Here is a 13928-nt window from a genome sequence, read left to right as displayed (position 1 = left end):
TAATTTTTAAATAGTACTTTAAATCAGATTACATTTTATAAATTAGATAAAAGATAAAAAGGTATTAATATCTCAATATGAATAGCAAAACAACTACCATAATACCACTCCTTCTGTTTTTACCACTGCTATTATTTCCACAAAATAGTAGCACTATAAACACGGATAATTGGATAAGCAGCCCTGGAATAATAGGAACTTTCGTGTTGCTCTTTATTGTTCTCATTGTCGCTGTCATTATACTAATGGCCAAACTCAATTCTTATATAGATTCTTTTAAAAGAAAGCAATTACATAAGAAAGATTTGGCATTCTCCGAAGAATTGATAGGTATGGACGAGAATGAAATAGACCTAATTTTAGAGCGGCGAAAGAAAGCCCTCACTTATAAGTTATCCGGAAAGGAATTGGGAAGCGACCAACAGGTAATAGATCGTAAAGGTCTCGTCAATAAGGTAACACATGAGCCCGAAAACCCCATGTTTGATGAGAAAAAAAATACTCCCCTCAGTATAGACACCCCGGAACCACTTAAAAAAATTGTAATTTATTACTTGGGTGCCGCTGTTTTCTGGTTGGTTTTTGGAACACTTGTAGGGCAGTATGTAGGTATGAAATTCATATGGCCAGAAATGGACAGCCAATCCTGGCTTTCTTTTGGTCGTCTCCGACCAGTACATACGAATGCCGTTTTTTGGGGATGGGCCTCCTTATCTATGATTGGTCTGGGTTATTTTGTGATAGCCCGTACTTCAAATACCGCCATACATAGTTATAAAAGTGCTTGGTATTCATGGATACTGATCAACCTAACCCTCCTTTTGGGTACTCTTTCATTAATGGCCGGCATCAACAATGGAGGTGGGGAATATCGGGAGTATATATGGCCTGTCATGCTACTTTTCGCAATCGCCCTCGTGATTACCTTTTGGAATTTCTACAAAACTGTTGCCAACCGAAAAATAAAGGATATCTACGTGTCCAACTGGTATATACTGGCTGCACTTATCTGGACAACTGTATTGGCCATCATTGGGTATTTGCCCTATTTTCAAGACGGGCTGGGTGAGACCATAATACAGGGTTATTATATGCATCAGGGAGTAGGCATGTGGTTTATGACATTTACCTTGGGATTGATATATTATTATCTTCCCTCTTCACTTAACAAACCCATTTACTCCTATTCCTTGGGGGTGTTGGCCTTTTGGACACAAATGTTGTTCTATACTATGATAGGAACCCATCATTTTGTGTTCAGTCCCCTACCCTGGTGGCTACAGACCACCGCCATAGTATTTAGTGCGGGCATGTTTATTCCGGTAGTTGCCGGTACTACCAATTTCCTTATGACCATGAAGGGGAGCTGGAACCATATTTCTAAAAGTTATGTCCTACCATTCTTTTTGGTAGGTGTCATATTTTACTTTGTAGGCTCAACACAAGGTAGCTTACAAGCCTTCAGATTTACCAATTATGTATGGCATTTTACCGATTTTAACGTAGCTCACTCCCATATGACCATGTACGGGATCATAACATTTATTCTTTGGGCCTGCATATATACTATTCTGCCAAAATTAACGGGTAAGGAACCACCACAAATTTTTGTGGGTGCCCATTTTTGGATGGCGTTCATAGGTCTCTTCGCTTATATGATGTCACTAATGGCCGGTGGTACGCTGAAAGGACTTAGCTGGATCGATGGAAATCCTTTTTTAGAGTCTGTAATCTTAATGAAACCGTATTGGGTATGGCGTGCCATAGGTGGCTCGTTAATGTTTGTCTCACATCTGGTTTTTGCATATAACTTTTATTATATGGTAAATAATAAAAAATTAGTAAAAACATTGGACGCTCCATTACTGGAACGCGTGAACAATTAAAATAAAACGAAATGTTCGACTTTCATAAGAACCATAAAATACTTGTCCTTGCTGCCCTTATTGGCTTTGTATCCTTGAGTTTTCTAATTGCGGTATTTCCCGCCTACCAGATGCAGGATGTAGAGCCCTTACCTGGCCAGTCTAACATGACCAACAGTGAAAGACAAGGCCTACACGTCTATATCAGCGAAGGTTGTGTGGCTTGCCATACCCAACAGGTCCGTAATATAGAGATGGATAAAACATGGGGGGATCGCCCTTCTATTCCATCCGACTATTATTACAGTAAGGAACGCATGGATATATGGCGACAATCGCCTTCCCTTTTGGGAAGTGAACGAACGGGCCCTGACCTTACCGATATAGGTCGAAGACAATCCAGTAAGGATTGGCATTTGCTCCACTTGTTTAATCCTCGTAGCGTGGTGGGCGAGTCTGTAATGCCCTCCTACCCTTGGTTATTTCAAATGATAGACAGCGGTTCGGTAAAACAGAAGGACGTGGTGGTCAACCTTCCTGAAGCATTTGCCCCTCCATCGGGAACTACGGTCATAGCCAAGGAGGAAGCACTACAACTGGTAGCCTACCTACAATCCTTAAAGCAAGTAAAGCTCCCAGACGGACAGGTCGAGGAATTTATTCCTGCATTAAAGCAGATACAGACCGGAGAAATGCGGGGTGAACAAGAAAGCGCTGCCCTAAACGGGGCACAACTATACAAACAGACTTGTGCTGTATGCCATCAAGATAATGGAAAAGGGGTTTCAGGAGCATTTCCACCTTTGGCGGGAAGTCCGATCGTAAACGACGATGACCCTGAACTGATGATCAGGATCATCTTACAAGGCTACGATGCCCGAAGCGAATACGCCTCTATGCAACCCTTCTCTGATCAACTTTCCGATGCCGAAATAGCGGCTATTGCAAACCACGAACGCAGTAGTTGGGGCAATAGTGCATCAGAGGTAAAGGAAGAGGATGTAAAAAAATTTAGGGCTTTTATTGAAAATCAGGCCAACCAATAACCGATAAGAATAGATAAAAAATAAAATAATTTAAAATGGAAGGAATGGAGAACTATTTAACCAGTTTAATTACAGAAACCCCTTTTCAGGGCAGGCAATTGGCAATTACCTTGGCAAGAAAATCCATTGCCGAGATCCAAACCGACCCAGAAACGCGGAAAAAGCTACGTTCGGACTATGCGACCGACACCCAGCAGTTAATAGCCTCGGCACAGATAATCGCCTTGGAGTTCCAAACGATTGCCGCAGCAAACGATTATTGGAGAAAATGAAAAAGTATTTAATCATATTGCTACTGTTCTTCGCCTACCAACCAATGATGATGGCCTGTGACCTCTGTAAAGAGAATCAGCCAAAAGGCTTGGAAGACATTACACATGGCCGAGGACCAACTGGCTACGTAGATTATATCATAACATGGTCTGCCCTTATATTGGTTGCTATAACCTTGTTCTTCAGTATAAAATTTCTAGTACGGCCCAAAGAGAACGGTCCAGACCATATCAAGAATATTGTTTGGGACAAAAATTTTAAAGCAGATGGAGGACAATAGAATTATAAAGGTATATCTAGATGAGGAGCAGCAACCTTTTGCAGAGTTTGCGCCACCGGTAAAGTTTGTGTTGGACACGACCAAGATACCCGATGGCAAACATATTCTAAAGATTGTAGCAAGGTCATCCAATAATGTGGAAGGAATTAGGACCATTCCGTTTGAAGTCCGCAACGGTCCCTCTATTTCTGTGGTGGGACTTAAAAATAATGAGGTAGTGGACACCCAAATTCCAATTACCATTAACGCCTATGGGAGTGAAACCAAGGATTCGTTCGTAATACGGGGATCTGAGACCCCAAAAGCCATCCCAGCTTGGGTGTGGGCCCTGATTATATCATTCGTAGGCTTTGCCATGTTCTATATAATTATGTACTGGAACCCAGAACTATATAAGTCGTTTTTCTAATGAAACATTCAATACAACATATAGGTGACATTCAACTCTTGGTAGATGCCTTTTATTACAAAGTAAGGAAAGACAGTATGTTGGCACCTCTTTTTAACGAAGTAATCAAAGATAATTGGGAAGGGCATTTAAAAAAAATGTGCACGTTTTGGGGTACGGTATTACTGGGTACAAGTTCCTACTACGGAAATCCATTTATGCCCCATGTTAACCTAGCCGTTGAAAAGGATCATTTTGAGCGATGGGTATTTTTATTCGATCAAACCCTGAACGAGAATTTTGAAGGAGAAAAGGCAGAGGAAGCCCAATGGAGGGCAAATAAAATGGCAGAAATGTTCCATTTAAAAATTAAATCCTTCAACACCAACAACAGAAAGACACTGATATGAAAATAGCAACAAAATACCCCATAATACCCGCCTCCGTTTTTATATGGATAGGTTTTGTAGGGGCCATAAGCTTTATGGAGGCGTGGCTAAAATTCCAAGTTGCCGAACTCTCCCTGCCCTTGGGATTAAAAATAGGGAAATTGGTATTTCACGCATTAAATAAAGTAGAATGGGCATTGGCTTTGATCATAATGATCCAAATTTATAGAACAGCCGGAAAAATTATTAGATGGAGCAATCTATACCTACTTATTCCCATATCTATCTTAGTAATCCAGACCCTTGTTCTATTGCCAATTTTAGACATAAGGGCCGATGCCGTTATTGAAAATAAAATAGTACCAATCTCACACGCCCACATTTATTTTGTGGGAATGGAAGTCGTAAAAGTCGCTGCCCTTTTTATATATGGACTTAATTATCATAAAAAGTAAACCATGGACAATACCATTGATAAAATTTCCGAAAAATACGTTGCGCTAGGAGAAAATCCTGAGACCTACTTAAAAGGGCTTTTACATGCCAAACCCATTACTTATTGGGATTATATAGAGGTAGACACCTTACTTTCCCTCCAAAAGCCTAGGACTAATTTCAAGGACGAATCCATTTTTATCATGTACCACCAAGTCACGGAGCTATTTTTAAAAATGATGCTCCATGAACTAGAACAGGTTGTGGCCGAAAAGGAGATTACTACTGATTTTTTGATGGTGAAATTAGAGCGACTAATAAAATATACCTCCATGTTGATCAGCTCTTTCGATATAATGAGGACTGGGATGAATTATGATGATTACAACACCTTCCGATCTACCCTTACGCCTGCAAGCGGTTTTCAATGTGCTCAATTTCGAATGATTGAACTCCATTGTACCTCCTTGGTGAATTTAATCAGCAATAACTATAAAAATCAACTTTCAAATAACCCAGATTTGCGGGAGTGTTTTGATAAAATTTATTGGAAAGATGCGGGTACCAACCCAAAAACCGGTAAAAAATCATTGACACTACAGTTGTTCGAAGATAAATACTTAAAGAAATTTATAGCTACGGCCAACGGCTTGTTGGGCAATACCTTGGAAGATAAGTTAGAACGACTCCCCTATATACCGGATGCCCTTAGGCATAAGCTCCGCAGCTTTGACAAGCTTTATAATGTAGAATGGCCGTTGATTCATTTGAACACCGCTGAACATTATTTAAATAGTAAGGGTGAAAACAAAGAAGCAACGGGCGGATCCGAATGGAAGAAATATTTACATCCAAAATATCAGCAACGAAAATTTTTCCCTTCGTTGTGGTCCAAGGATGAAATTGAACACTGGGGAACAAACCATAAAATTTTAGATCATGGTAATATCAAATAGACCTGAATTGACACATTTAGAAGTAGGTGATTCTCTAAAAATATTACAAATAAATGCTTTGGCTGGTACAGAAATGCCACTACACCACAGCACTAAAGAGGCGGTAATCGTAGTACAGGAAGGGGAAGCTTTTCTCAATGCAGAAGGGAAGGAATACTTTTTAGAAAAAGGATCCACCTTATTGATTCCAGCAAACATGGAACACAGTCTTAAAATATTAGAAAATTTTAAGGCCGTTGCCATAATGGCAAAAGATTCTACTATACATTTTAATATTTAATAATTAATAATTAATAATATGGAAAATTTAATGACGAAAAACATTGGTGAAATTGTAGCCGAAAATTATCGTACCGCACAAGTTTTTAAAAATCATAAAATAGATTTTTGCTGTAAGGGAAATAGGAGCATTGTAGAAGTCGCCGAAAAAAACAAAATAGATGCAAACCTACTTTTAAAGGAAATTGAATCGGTACAGGATCAAAAAAACGATGATACTATTGATTTTAAGACTTGGCCCCTAGATCTGCTTGCCGATTATATAGAAAAAACACACCATAGGTATGTTGAGGCACAAATCCCGATTTTAAATCAATACTTGGCCAAACTATGTCGAGTTCATGGGGAACGACACCCAGAGCTATTGGAAATAACTCAACATTTTAATAAATGTGCTGGGGAATTGGCCATGCATATGAAAAAAGAAGAGTTAATTCTCTTCCCGGCTGTTCGCAAAATGATAAAAGCCAAACAAACAGGGACTCTCTTGGAGAAACCTCATTTTGGTACCATTCAAAATCCAATTCAGATGATGATGCAAGAGCACGAGAACGAAGGAGATCGCTTTAGATTGATAGACGAATTAAGTGATAATTATACCCCTCCGGCTGATGCATGTAATACCTATAGGGTAACTTTTTCTTTGCTTCAGGAGTTCGAGGAGGATTTACACAGACATATCCATTTGGAAAATAATATTCTTTTTCCAAAATCGGAGGCCCTAGAAAAGGAATTAAATGATTAAATTAAGTCTTAATATACAACTATAAAGTAATAGTAATCTGACTGTTATATGGCGCGGTTAAGAAACAGTGTATTCCACGAATAAGTTTTAAGACCGTGCCCATACAGTAGGCCAAAATGTTCCCTATGATTGCGCTATTGGTTTCTAATGATGGCCACATAGCCAAAGGATAATTCGGGTTTCCAATTAAAATGCACCCTAACGGAAGATGATTTTTCATAGTCAAACACCTCAATACAAGACAATTAGACATCGTACAGAAACTTTCGATAACACTTCGACGCCCGCCTGAACGGAACGGGTAGGCAAGCGTTAGAGCATTCAAATCTCAACTAGTGAGTAAAAACAGCTTCGGAATAATAACAGATTCAGATGAATAAAACGCAGATAAAACGAATCTATGACGACCCAGCGCAGAGCGATGGGTATAGGATCTTGGTTGATCGGATCTGGCCAAGGGGAATAAGCAAGGAAAGGGCCATGCTAGATGATTGGATAAAGGATATTGCACCCTCCAACAAACTGAGAAAATGGTTTGATCACGATCCAGAGAAATTTGAAGAATTTGAGAAGAAATACCGAATAGAATTGAAGGAAAAGGAGAAAGAACTGAAAGAGCTTCGCGAAAAAGCAAAGGAGAAAACCCTTAGCCTACTTTATGGTGCAAAGGATACGACGCATAATCAGGCAATAGTACTACAGAAAGTTTTAGAGGAATGCCACTAAAGGAATCCCCACTTTGGAAAGCCCAAATAGTGGAGCATAAAAAACGGAAGTTGATCTAGTATAAAAAGATACCATAAATGGAACAAAAAAAACCAATTAAAAGACACAAGGCAATGCAGCCTATAAGCAGGGAGCATCACCAAGGATTATTGTTATCGTGGAAAATACGGACAGGTTTTTCAAAAGGAATATCCATGGAACGGATGAAAACCTATATGGACTGGTTTTATGCCACACATTTGGTGCCCCATTTTGAAGTAGAAGAGAAATATATTTTTCCAATATTGGGCAATGACCATGAGTTGGTGAAAAAGGCCATTGCACAACACAGAAGGTTAGAGCGACTATTTAATACTTCCACAGAGCTTAAGAAAATTATAAGTCTAATAGAGGAAGAGCTAGAAAACCATATTAGGTTTGAGGAAAGGATCCTTTTTAACGAAATTCAAAAAGTTGCAACGGAAGAACAAATGAATACCATATCAGAATTACATCCCGAAACCAAGTTCGTGGATAATACCAAGGATTTGTTTTGGGAATAGAAAACTAAAATATGAATCTCATGAAAATTTACAATGAATTACTTAGGGAATTTAAAAAGGGACAGACAGGATATTCCACCATAGCAATTATTGGTCAAAGCTGTATTGGTTCTGTTGCTGTGATGTTGGCTCTAAAAAACGAAATGCCCATTGCATTAAGGTTTTTCCTAGTTTTGATGGTCACCATCCTATGTATGGCCTATAACGCAGCTGTGTTGGCACATTTAAAGGCAAAAATAACTTTCAACCTATTAATAATGAGTGTGGTGTTTAGTGTTATCACCATTGCCGCAAACCTCATTTAAAGCCTGTTTATAGTCCATTTAAAAACCTATGCTAACAAATCAACTTTATATCCCTATATGTACACCTTAACCTATTTTGATGAATTTGGGGACAAATGTACCGCAGATTTTAAAACTCACGAATACCATAGTCTTATGGAACTACTATTTGATAAATATTTGGAGGAATGGGGCGATTGTAAGGGGCGGGCATGGTGCGGAACCTGTCATATCCAAATTTTGGAGGGGGTAATCAATGAAAAAATGGAGGATGAGGAAAGACATACGCTGTCCAAGATTAATGGAGCGACAAAGGAGAGCCGTCTGGCATGCCAAATCCCTTTAAACGCACGATTAAACAATGTGGTTTTTAAGATTGTCTCCGAGAATCAATACGATTAATAATGCTACCATGCTCTACTTATTAGGCTGTTAAATAAGGGCAGACAAACGGACGGGTAAAATTTTCACGCTCCAGCAGTTACCAAATTGCCATTTAAAGATAATAGATTTGATCGCCATTACTATTTTATAACCCCACCTTTACCCAGTATCTTTGCAATGATAAATATTAATTATTTAAGTACATGACGACAAAATCCGAAATTAAAGAGAGAAAGGATGTTAACCTACTAGTGTTGAGTTTTTATGCCAAAATAAGGAAGCATGAAGTCCTAGGACCTATTTTCAACGGCATTATAACAGATTGGGATAGTCATCTGGAATTGTTGACCGATTTTTGGGAGAGCCACCTCCTGCTCCAACGAAAATATATGGGCAACCCAATTGTGGCCCATCAAGAAGTAGATGACAAAATGGGCCATACTATTACACAGGAACATTTTGGACTTTGGTTAAACGAATGGTTTGCCACTATTGATGAGCTTTTTGAAGGTGAGGTGGCATGGATAGCCAAAAACAAGGCCCGGAAAATATCGACCATGCTATTTTTACATATATTTCAGCACAGAAGTAAGGTGTAATAACATCTCTAACTCCGTATAAATCCAATACAATATATTAAAATATCTTACGATGGGATGCTTCTACACAATTCCCTTTACCCTAGTATTAGACCTCCACAGGATTAATAAAATGGCTATAGGAATTAAGACGCTTCCATAAGCCAAATACATTAAATATCCATCAACCAATGGCCATCTTTGCCAAGCTGCCATTCCTTTGTAAAAAATAAGTACTTCTGTAAACACAAATCCCAACAAGTACATAAGATTGGATAATTTAGTGAGTTTAATTAATTTATAATATTCTAAAAAAAAGAATACCCCAACACTAATCACTCCCAAAAAGGTCCAATGTAAATAACCTATGGTGAAATCCATAATAGTAGCGGCCAAATTCGCGAAATAGGGCAAGGAACTAAGCAATTGTAACAGCATTTTAGATAATAAAAGTACACTTACCACTACCAAAACACCATATTGAAGTGTAGTTAATTCGGATTTTAACAAACTGCGGTTTACATAACAAAACCTGATCAATATCAATAGTCCAACCAACTGCAAGATAGCTCCCATTCCACCCAAAAGAAAGAATGCAAGGCCTGGTCCCGTCCATAGGGCAGAGAGAAATGAACTAAGTATAATGCCAACCCCCGAACTCCAAAAAAATACCTTAAAGGTTATTGGTGACATCATGATTCGATGTTGTTCCAAGAAATAGATTAATAGGCCGATAAGTGCAAAAACCATCCAGCCGTTATATTGAAAATGCAAGTAAAAATATATCGCCAATCGATACCAAATAGATTCTGGTCCCAAAAGGGTCATAATAGGACCCATAGCCCATGGTCCAACGCTAGAACCTACCATAAACCATAAAGCCACTTTAAGGCAACGGTAGGCGTTGGTTCCCTTCAACAGTTTGGGTACATTTTTTATAAAAAACCCGGTAAACCAATAGGATGCCACTAAAAATAAAGTGGAGAAAACTATGGAAAATAGGGCGTAACCTTGGAATGGAAAAGATAACAACATCCCCACCAAACAGAGTTGGGTAAACCAAAATATTCTACCATACTTCCTATGTAAACCCTGTTTACTTAAAAACAGATGGTACAACAGGCTTGTAAGTGCTATATATACCCATCCTAACAAGGCAATATGTGAATGGGTATGAACTATAAATCGATAATTGATCGGTATCGGCATTGGAGAAACCACGAAGGTCCGCAAGAGAACACCTAGTAGGGCTGCCATTAAAAAATAGCCCAGGGATACGTTGATATGAGATTTAATTGAAATCAATAATTAGGGGCTAAGGGATTAAGGTACTCATTAAATTTAAAGATATTAAAGCAATCCCGACTAATACCAGCGGGGAAGATAACCTTAAAAATCCTTTCTCCTAGATTTATATCCCAATCGCCAAACTGGTATGATCGTCCATAGCGCAAGCATAACCACAGACATTATTAGACCTAAATTAGTTCCGAAAAACTGTTTAAATATTGCTCCTGTATACCCTAATAGTGCCGAGATATCCAATTTTAATAGAATAAGGGTCCTAGAAAGATCTATAGGATTGAACATAGTAGCGATCAAAGAAAAGCTATCTAATGGGTATTGTTCAAAGATAATCAAAGACATTAGAAACAGACCGTCATAGATTACTGCTAGAAACAACCAGACCAATACAGCATATCCAAATCCCTTAATTTTATTTTCATTGGAAAGAGCAATATTAAAAGCAAGTGCCGTAAATATCATTGTTAAAAATGCCCCAGTAATAAGCAATAATGAAAAATCCCAAATGGCATTACTTTCAAATAACCCGTATAAAACAAAGGGAATCCCAAGCCCCAACACCAAACTCATGGTAAGGGAACCGGCAACACCTAGATATTGCCCGAAAAATATGGAGGAGCGTTTTATGGGTTGAGCCAATAGTAGTTCGGTAAATTCCTTGGAGTTATAATAGTACATCACTCCAAAAATTGTCCCGATTAAAGGTACCAAAACAATAATGACGTTCATCAGTGTAATTACAGCCTTAGACAGCTCGCTGTTTAAAAACAACAGTACAAAGCCCAACAGCAGATAAAACAAGAAATATACGTAGCTCCAGCGACTGCGCATAAGATCGTAAAAACTATATTTTAATATTTTAATCATGATCGTTCTGTGTAGATATTGCCGCAATGGCATGTTCAAAATTAGATTGTCCCGTTTTCGTCTTCAGGGCACTTATACTACCTTTAAAATATATTTTACCCTCGAGAAGATAGACCACCTCATCGGTTACTTCCTCAACAAACTGCATAATATGGGAGGTAATTAAAAAAGTCTTTCCTTTGGCCTTTTCCTCAAATATCAACTCTTTTAATCTGATCAGTGCCACTGGATCCAATCCGGTAGTAGGCTCATCCAATATAATTAGAGGACAATCGAACATAAAGGTCAGTACAATATTTACTTTTTGTTTGGTTCCCCCGGACAGATTACTCAGTTTCTTGTCCAAAAAAGGCTCCAAACCAAATCGGGTGATAAGTTTTTCCTCCTCACTGGGAATTTGCCGTATATCCTTAATCATTTCAATCAATTCCTTGACTCTAAGGTTACCCGGAAAATTGGCAATCTGGGGCAAATAGTTAATTTGCTGTCGGTATTTCCATTTATTTTTAATGGCAGTATCCATAACGGAGATGGTCCCCTTGTCTGGAATTACCATTCCCAGTATAGTTTTAATCAAGGTTGTTTTCCCAGAGCCATTGGGACCTAGGACAGCAAATATATCGCCCCCATGGATGTTAAGATCCAGTCCGGTCAGTACCGGATTTGTTCCGAATTTTTTATGTAGGTTTTCTACCTGTATCATTTATTTTTTTTCATTAATGGTTTTGCATCAACTAAATTGTCCGGAGTAAAGACCGGAGATACTTTTTCTGAAAAATCTATTATATCCATAAACAGACTTCGCAAGAGAATAATAGTTTCTGGCGTCCTATTTACAATATATGAGAATAATTTTACGGGTCTGAAGGGCACATCCCCTATACCGTCCCGATTTAGATCATAGCCAGTATAACTACTCCAATAATTCCCTTCAAAAATATTATCATTCAAATTACTGTTGTAGGCCAGATCAAATGAATTGTAAAGAAAATTATTATTGGTAATGGTATTGGCATAACAGGCACCACGCACTTTTATGGCCCATCCGTTTCTTATAAAATCGTTGTTTTTGTAATCTATTCGGTTAGAACCCTCTATACTAATCCCTACAGTATTCTCCTCAAAGGTGTTTCCATAAATTTCAGCATCGTTGATCTCTTTTAATAACATTCCAAAAGAAGCTGTACCCCAGTTTTTTCTAAAGGTATTCCCCAGCATTTTTATTCTTTTGGAAAACATCACCGCTACCCCTGCCCCATTATTCTCAAAAGTATTCCCTTTGTAGATATCATCATTGGAAAACATAAAATGTAAACCGTAACGCAGATTATTGGCGCTATAGTTATTCTCGATTAGTATATCGTCCGAAAATTCCAAATAAATGCCATCTCTAACCCGCTGTACAGAATTATTGGCTACTATGATGTTTTGCGAATGCCATAGTTGAATGCCATTTCCTGAATTGTATTCATCTTTCGCATCTCCGACAATTTTATTGTTAAGCACCTTCCCATTTTTTGATTTTTCCAGATAGATGCCAAAAAACAACTTTTCCAATTTTACATTCTGTATCAGAAAATCTTCGCTTCTTATAACGCGGATAGCTGCATAGTCTGAAGTGTAGCTTGTGCCCACATTTTTAATAAATACCCCTTCAATTGTAACGTTATTGGCTGCTATCTGAATAATCTCACCTTGCTCCTGCCCATCAATAATAGGATAGTCCTCCCCTATTAAGGTCAAGGGTTTGGTAATCCGAATATTGAATTCATGATACGTTCCTTTTTTGATTAAAATAGTGTCAAAATCCGCCGCCCGGGCTATTCCCTCCTTAATGGTCTTTATGGGACAGGTTTTGCAGACCGTAATAGTAGAGGCCCACATTTTAGTTCCAAGCAAGAGCAAAATCACATACAATACAACATGTTTACGCTCCATTATCTAACATTCAAGAATTTATAATTTTCTTCCACAGAAACCAGGTGAATAATCGCTTTCTGCCCTTGCAATTGCTTGTATTTTTGATCTTTTATTTGTTTATTTATGTTGTACATCATTTATTCAATTCTCAATATTTTGTTCAACAAATAGTACGTACCAGGCAGAGCACCAAATTATGGTCGACTAGTACTTTTATGAAATATTCCTTAATACTCAAATCTCAATTTAAGCTGCTCCCAGTTTAGTTGATCTCCCTCATGGATCAACATGGCTTCCTCTACTCCTTCCTTTGCTCCGAAAGCCGTTAAGTATTCTCCCATGGGACTTGGTATTCCCTCACTGATCAAATAAAAAGCCTTGGTAGCATTTATCAATACTCCCGGGTTGGAATAGTCATTTACTAAGAAAAGGGCTATTTCGTTACTATTGATATCATTTAAATGGTTCATCATACATTCCGTGGCATCAAACTTAAACGCTTTGCCCTTTTCGGTCACTATTTGGGCAGCGTGTTGCCTATCAACAATAGTCATGCTACAATAGTAGCACGCATCCGACCCGTAATCTATAGGTTGCGGTTTAATACTACAAGAAGTCAGTATTAACAATAAAATAGTAGGGATAAAATACTTTTTCATTCTATAT

At 38.3% G+C, this 13928-nt stretch carries 20 protein-coding genes; 15 read left to right on the top strand and 5 right to left on the bottom strand.

Going from position 1 to position 13928, the window contains the following annotated elements:
- Positions 1-77: 77 nt before the first annotated feature.
- The 15 genes from KCTC52924_RS13935 to KCTC52924_RS13865 all read left to right on the top strand — a co-directional run bounded on the left by KCTC52924_RS13935 (position 78) and on the right by KCTC52924_RS13865 (position 9191).
- The gene (locus KCTC52924_RS13935; protein WP_251806677.1) at positions 78-1886 is read left to right on the top strand and encodes a cbb3-type cytochrome c oxidase subunit I; all 1809 of its coding nucleotides are present in this window, start codon (positions 78-80) and stop codon (positions 1884-1886) included.
- A gap of 11 nt (positions 1887-1897) precedes the next feature.
- A complete protein-coding gene (locus tag KCTC52924_RS13930; protein WP_251806676.1) occupies positions 1898-2911 on the top strand; it encodes a cbb3-type cytochrome c oxidase subunit II in 1014 nt (337 codons plus the stop codon).
- Positions 2912-2955: 44 nt separating this feature from the next.
- Complete coding sequence (locus tag KCTC52924_RS13925) at positions 2956-3183, top strand: hexameric tyrosine-coordinated heme protein (protein ID WP_251806675.1); 228 nt, start codon at positions 2956-2958, stop codon at positions 3181-3183.
- Positions 3180-3464 (top strand): hypothetical protein, encoded by a 285-nt coding sequence (locus KCTC52924_RS13920; RefSeq protein ID WP_251806674.1) that lies wholly within the window; start codon positions 3180-3182, stop codon positions 3462-3464. The genes KCTC52924_RS13925 and KCTC52924_RS13920 overlap by 4 nt, the downstream gene beginning before the upstream one ends.
- Positions 3451-3873: a cytochrome C gene (locus KCTC52924_RS13915; protein ID WP_251806673.1), complete on the top strand. Its 423-nt coding sequence runs from the start codon at positions 3451-3453 to the stop codon at positions 3871-3873. The genes KCTC52924_RS13920 and KCTC52924_RS13915 overlap by 14 nt, the downstream gene beginning before the upstream one ends.
- Entirely contained in the window at positions 3873-4262 is a 390-nt protein-coding gene (locus KCTC52924_RS13910) for a group III truncated hemoglobin (RefSeq protein WP_251806672.1), read from the top strand. Before KCTC52924_RS13915 ends, KCTC52924_RS13910 begins: the two co-directional genes overlap by 1 nt.
- A complete protein-coding gene (locus tag KCTC52924_RS13905; RefSeq protein WP_251806671.1) occupies positions 4259-4696 on the top strand; it encodes a hypothetical protein in 438 nt (145 codons plus the stop codon). Before KCTC52924_RS13910 ends, KCTC52924_RS13905 begins: the two co-directional genes overlap by 4 nt.
- 3 nt (positions 4697-4699) lie before the next feature.
- Positions 4700-5632, top strand: coding sequence for a tryptophan 2,3-dioxygenase family protein (locus KCTC52924_RS13900; RefSeq protein ID WP_251806670.1), 933 nt, complete (start codon positions 4700-4702; stop codon positions 5630-5632).
- Complete coding sequence (locus KCTC52924_RS13895) at positions 5616-5912, top strand: cupin domain-containing protein (protein ID WP_251806669.1); 297 nt, start codon at positions 5616-5618, stop codon at positions 5910-5912. Before KCTC52924_RS13900 ends, KCTC52924_RS13895 begins: the two co-directional genes overlap by 17 nt.
- 18 nt (positions 5913-5930) lie before the next feature.
- Positions 5931-6656: an iron-sulfur cluster repair di-iron protein gene (gene ric / locus KCTC52924_RS13890; protein WP_251806668.1), complete on the top strand. Its 726-nt coding sequence runs from the start codon at positions 5931-5933 to the stop codon at positions 6654-6656.
- A 372-nt stretch (positions 6657-7028) separates the two neighbouring features.
- The gene (locus KCTC52924_RS13885; RefSeq protein ID WP_251806667.1) at positions 7029-7382 is read left to right on the top strand and encodes a DUF488 domain-containing protein; all 354 of its coding nucleotides are present in this window, start codon (positions 7029-7031) and stop codon (positions 7380-7382) included.
- A gap of 77 nt (positions 7383-7459) precedes the next feature.
- Positions 7460-7924 (top strand): hemerythrin domain-containing protein, encoded by a 465-nt coding sequence (locus KCTC52924_RS13880; protein WP_251806666.1) that lies wholly within the window; start codon positions 7460-7462, stop codon positions 7922-7924.
- Positions 7925-7944: 20 nt separating this feature from the next.
- Positions 7945-8229 carry a hypothetical protein gene (locus KCTC52924_RS13875; protein ID WP_251806665.1) on the top strand — a complete coding sequence of 95 codons (285 nt, stop codon included), beginning with the start codon at positions 7945-7947 and terminating at the stop codon, positions 8227-8229.
- Between the two features lie 57 nt (positions 8230-8286).
- Positions 8287-8610 carry a 2Fe-2S iron-sulfur cluster-binding protein gene (locus KCTC52924_RS13870; RefSeq protein WP_251806664.1) on the top strand — a complete coding sequence of 108 codons (324 nt, stop codon included), beginning with the start codon at positions 8287-8289 and terminating at the stop codon, positions 8608-8610.
- A 185-nt stretch (positions 8611-8795) separates the two neighbouring features.
- On the top strand, positions 8796-9191 hold the full coding sequence (locus KCTC52924_RS13865) for a group III truncated hemoglobin (protein ID WP_251806663.1): 396 nt from the start codon (positions 8796-8798) through the stop codon (positions 9189-9191).
- Positions 9192-9254: 63 nt separating this feature from the next.
- Here the strand turns inward: KCTC52924_RS13865 and KCTC52924_RS13860 are convergent, their stop codons facing one another.
- The 5 genes from KCTC52924_RS13860 to KCTC52924_RS13840 all read right to left on the bottom strand — a co-directional run bounded on the left by KCTC52924_RS13860 (position 9255) and on the right by KCTC52924_RS13840 (position 13921).
- The gene (locus KCTC52924_RS13860) at positions 9255-10475 is read right to left on the bottom strand and encodes a hypothetical protein (RefSeq protein ID WP_251806662.1); all 1221 of its coding nucleotides are present in this window, start codon (positions 10473-10475) and stop codon (positions 9255-9257) included.
- Positions 10476-10559: 84 nt separating this feature from the next.
- Entirely contained in the window at positions 10560-11342 is a 783-nt protein-coding gene (locus KCTC52924_RS13855; protein ID WP_251806661.1) for an ABC transporter permease, read from the bottom strand.
- Positions 11335-12045 carry an ABC transporter ATP-binding protein gene (locus KCTC52924_RS13850; protein WP_251806660.1) on the bottom strand — a complete coding sequence of 237 codons (711 nt, stop codon included), beginning with the start codon at positions 12043-12045 and terminating at the stop codon, positions 11335-11337. The genes KCTC52924_RS13855 and KCTC52924_RS13850 overlap by 8 nt, the downstream gene beginning before the upstream one ends.
- Positions 12042-13280, bottom strand: a complete 1239-nt coding sequence (locus tag KCTC52924_RS13845; RefSeq protein ID WP_251806659.1) for a nitrous oxide reductase family maturation protein NosD — start codon at positions 13278-13280, stop codon at positions 12042-12044. The genes KCTC52924_RS13850 and KCTC52924_RS13845 overlap by 4 nt, the downstream gene beginning before the upstream one ends.
- Before the next feature lie 209 nt (positions 13281-13489).
- Positions 13490-13921 carry a nitrous oxide reductase accessory protein NosL gene (locus tag KCTC52924_RS13840; RefSeq protein WP_251806658.1) on the bottom strand — a complete coding sequence of 144 codons (432 nt, stop codon included), beginning with the start codon at positions 13919-13921 and terminating at the stop codon, positions 13490-13492.
- Positions 13922-13928: the final 7 nt, after the last annotated feature.

The sequence above is a fragment of the Arenibacter antarcticus genome, assembly GCF_041320605.1.
In the GTDB taxonomy this organism is placed as follows: domain Bacteria; phylum Bacteroidota; class Bacteroidia; order Flavobacteriales; family Flavobacteriaceae; genus Arenibacter; species Arenibacter antarcticus.
Note: the sequence above shows the minus strand (reverse complement) of the source record. Positions and strands in the feature narration are given on the sequence as shown.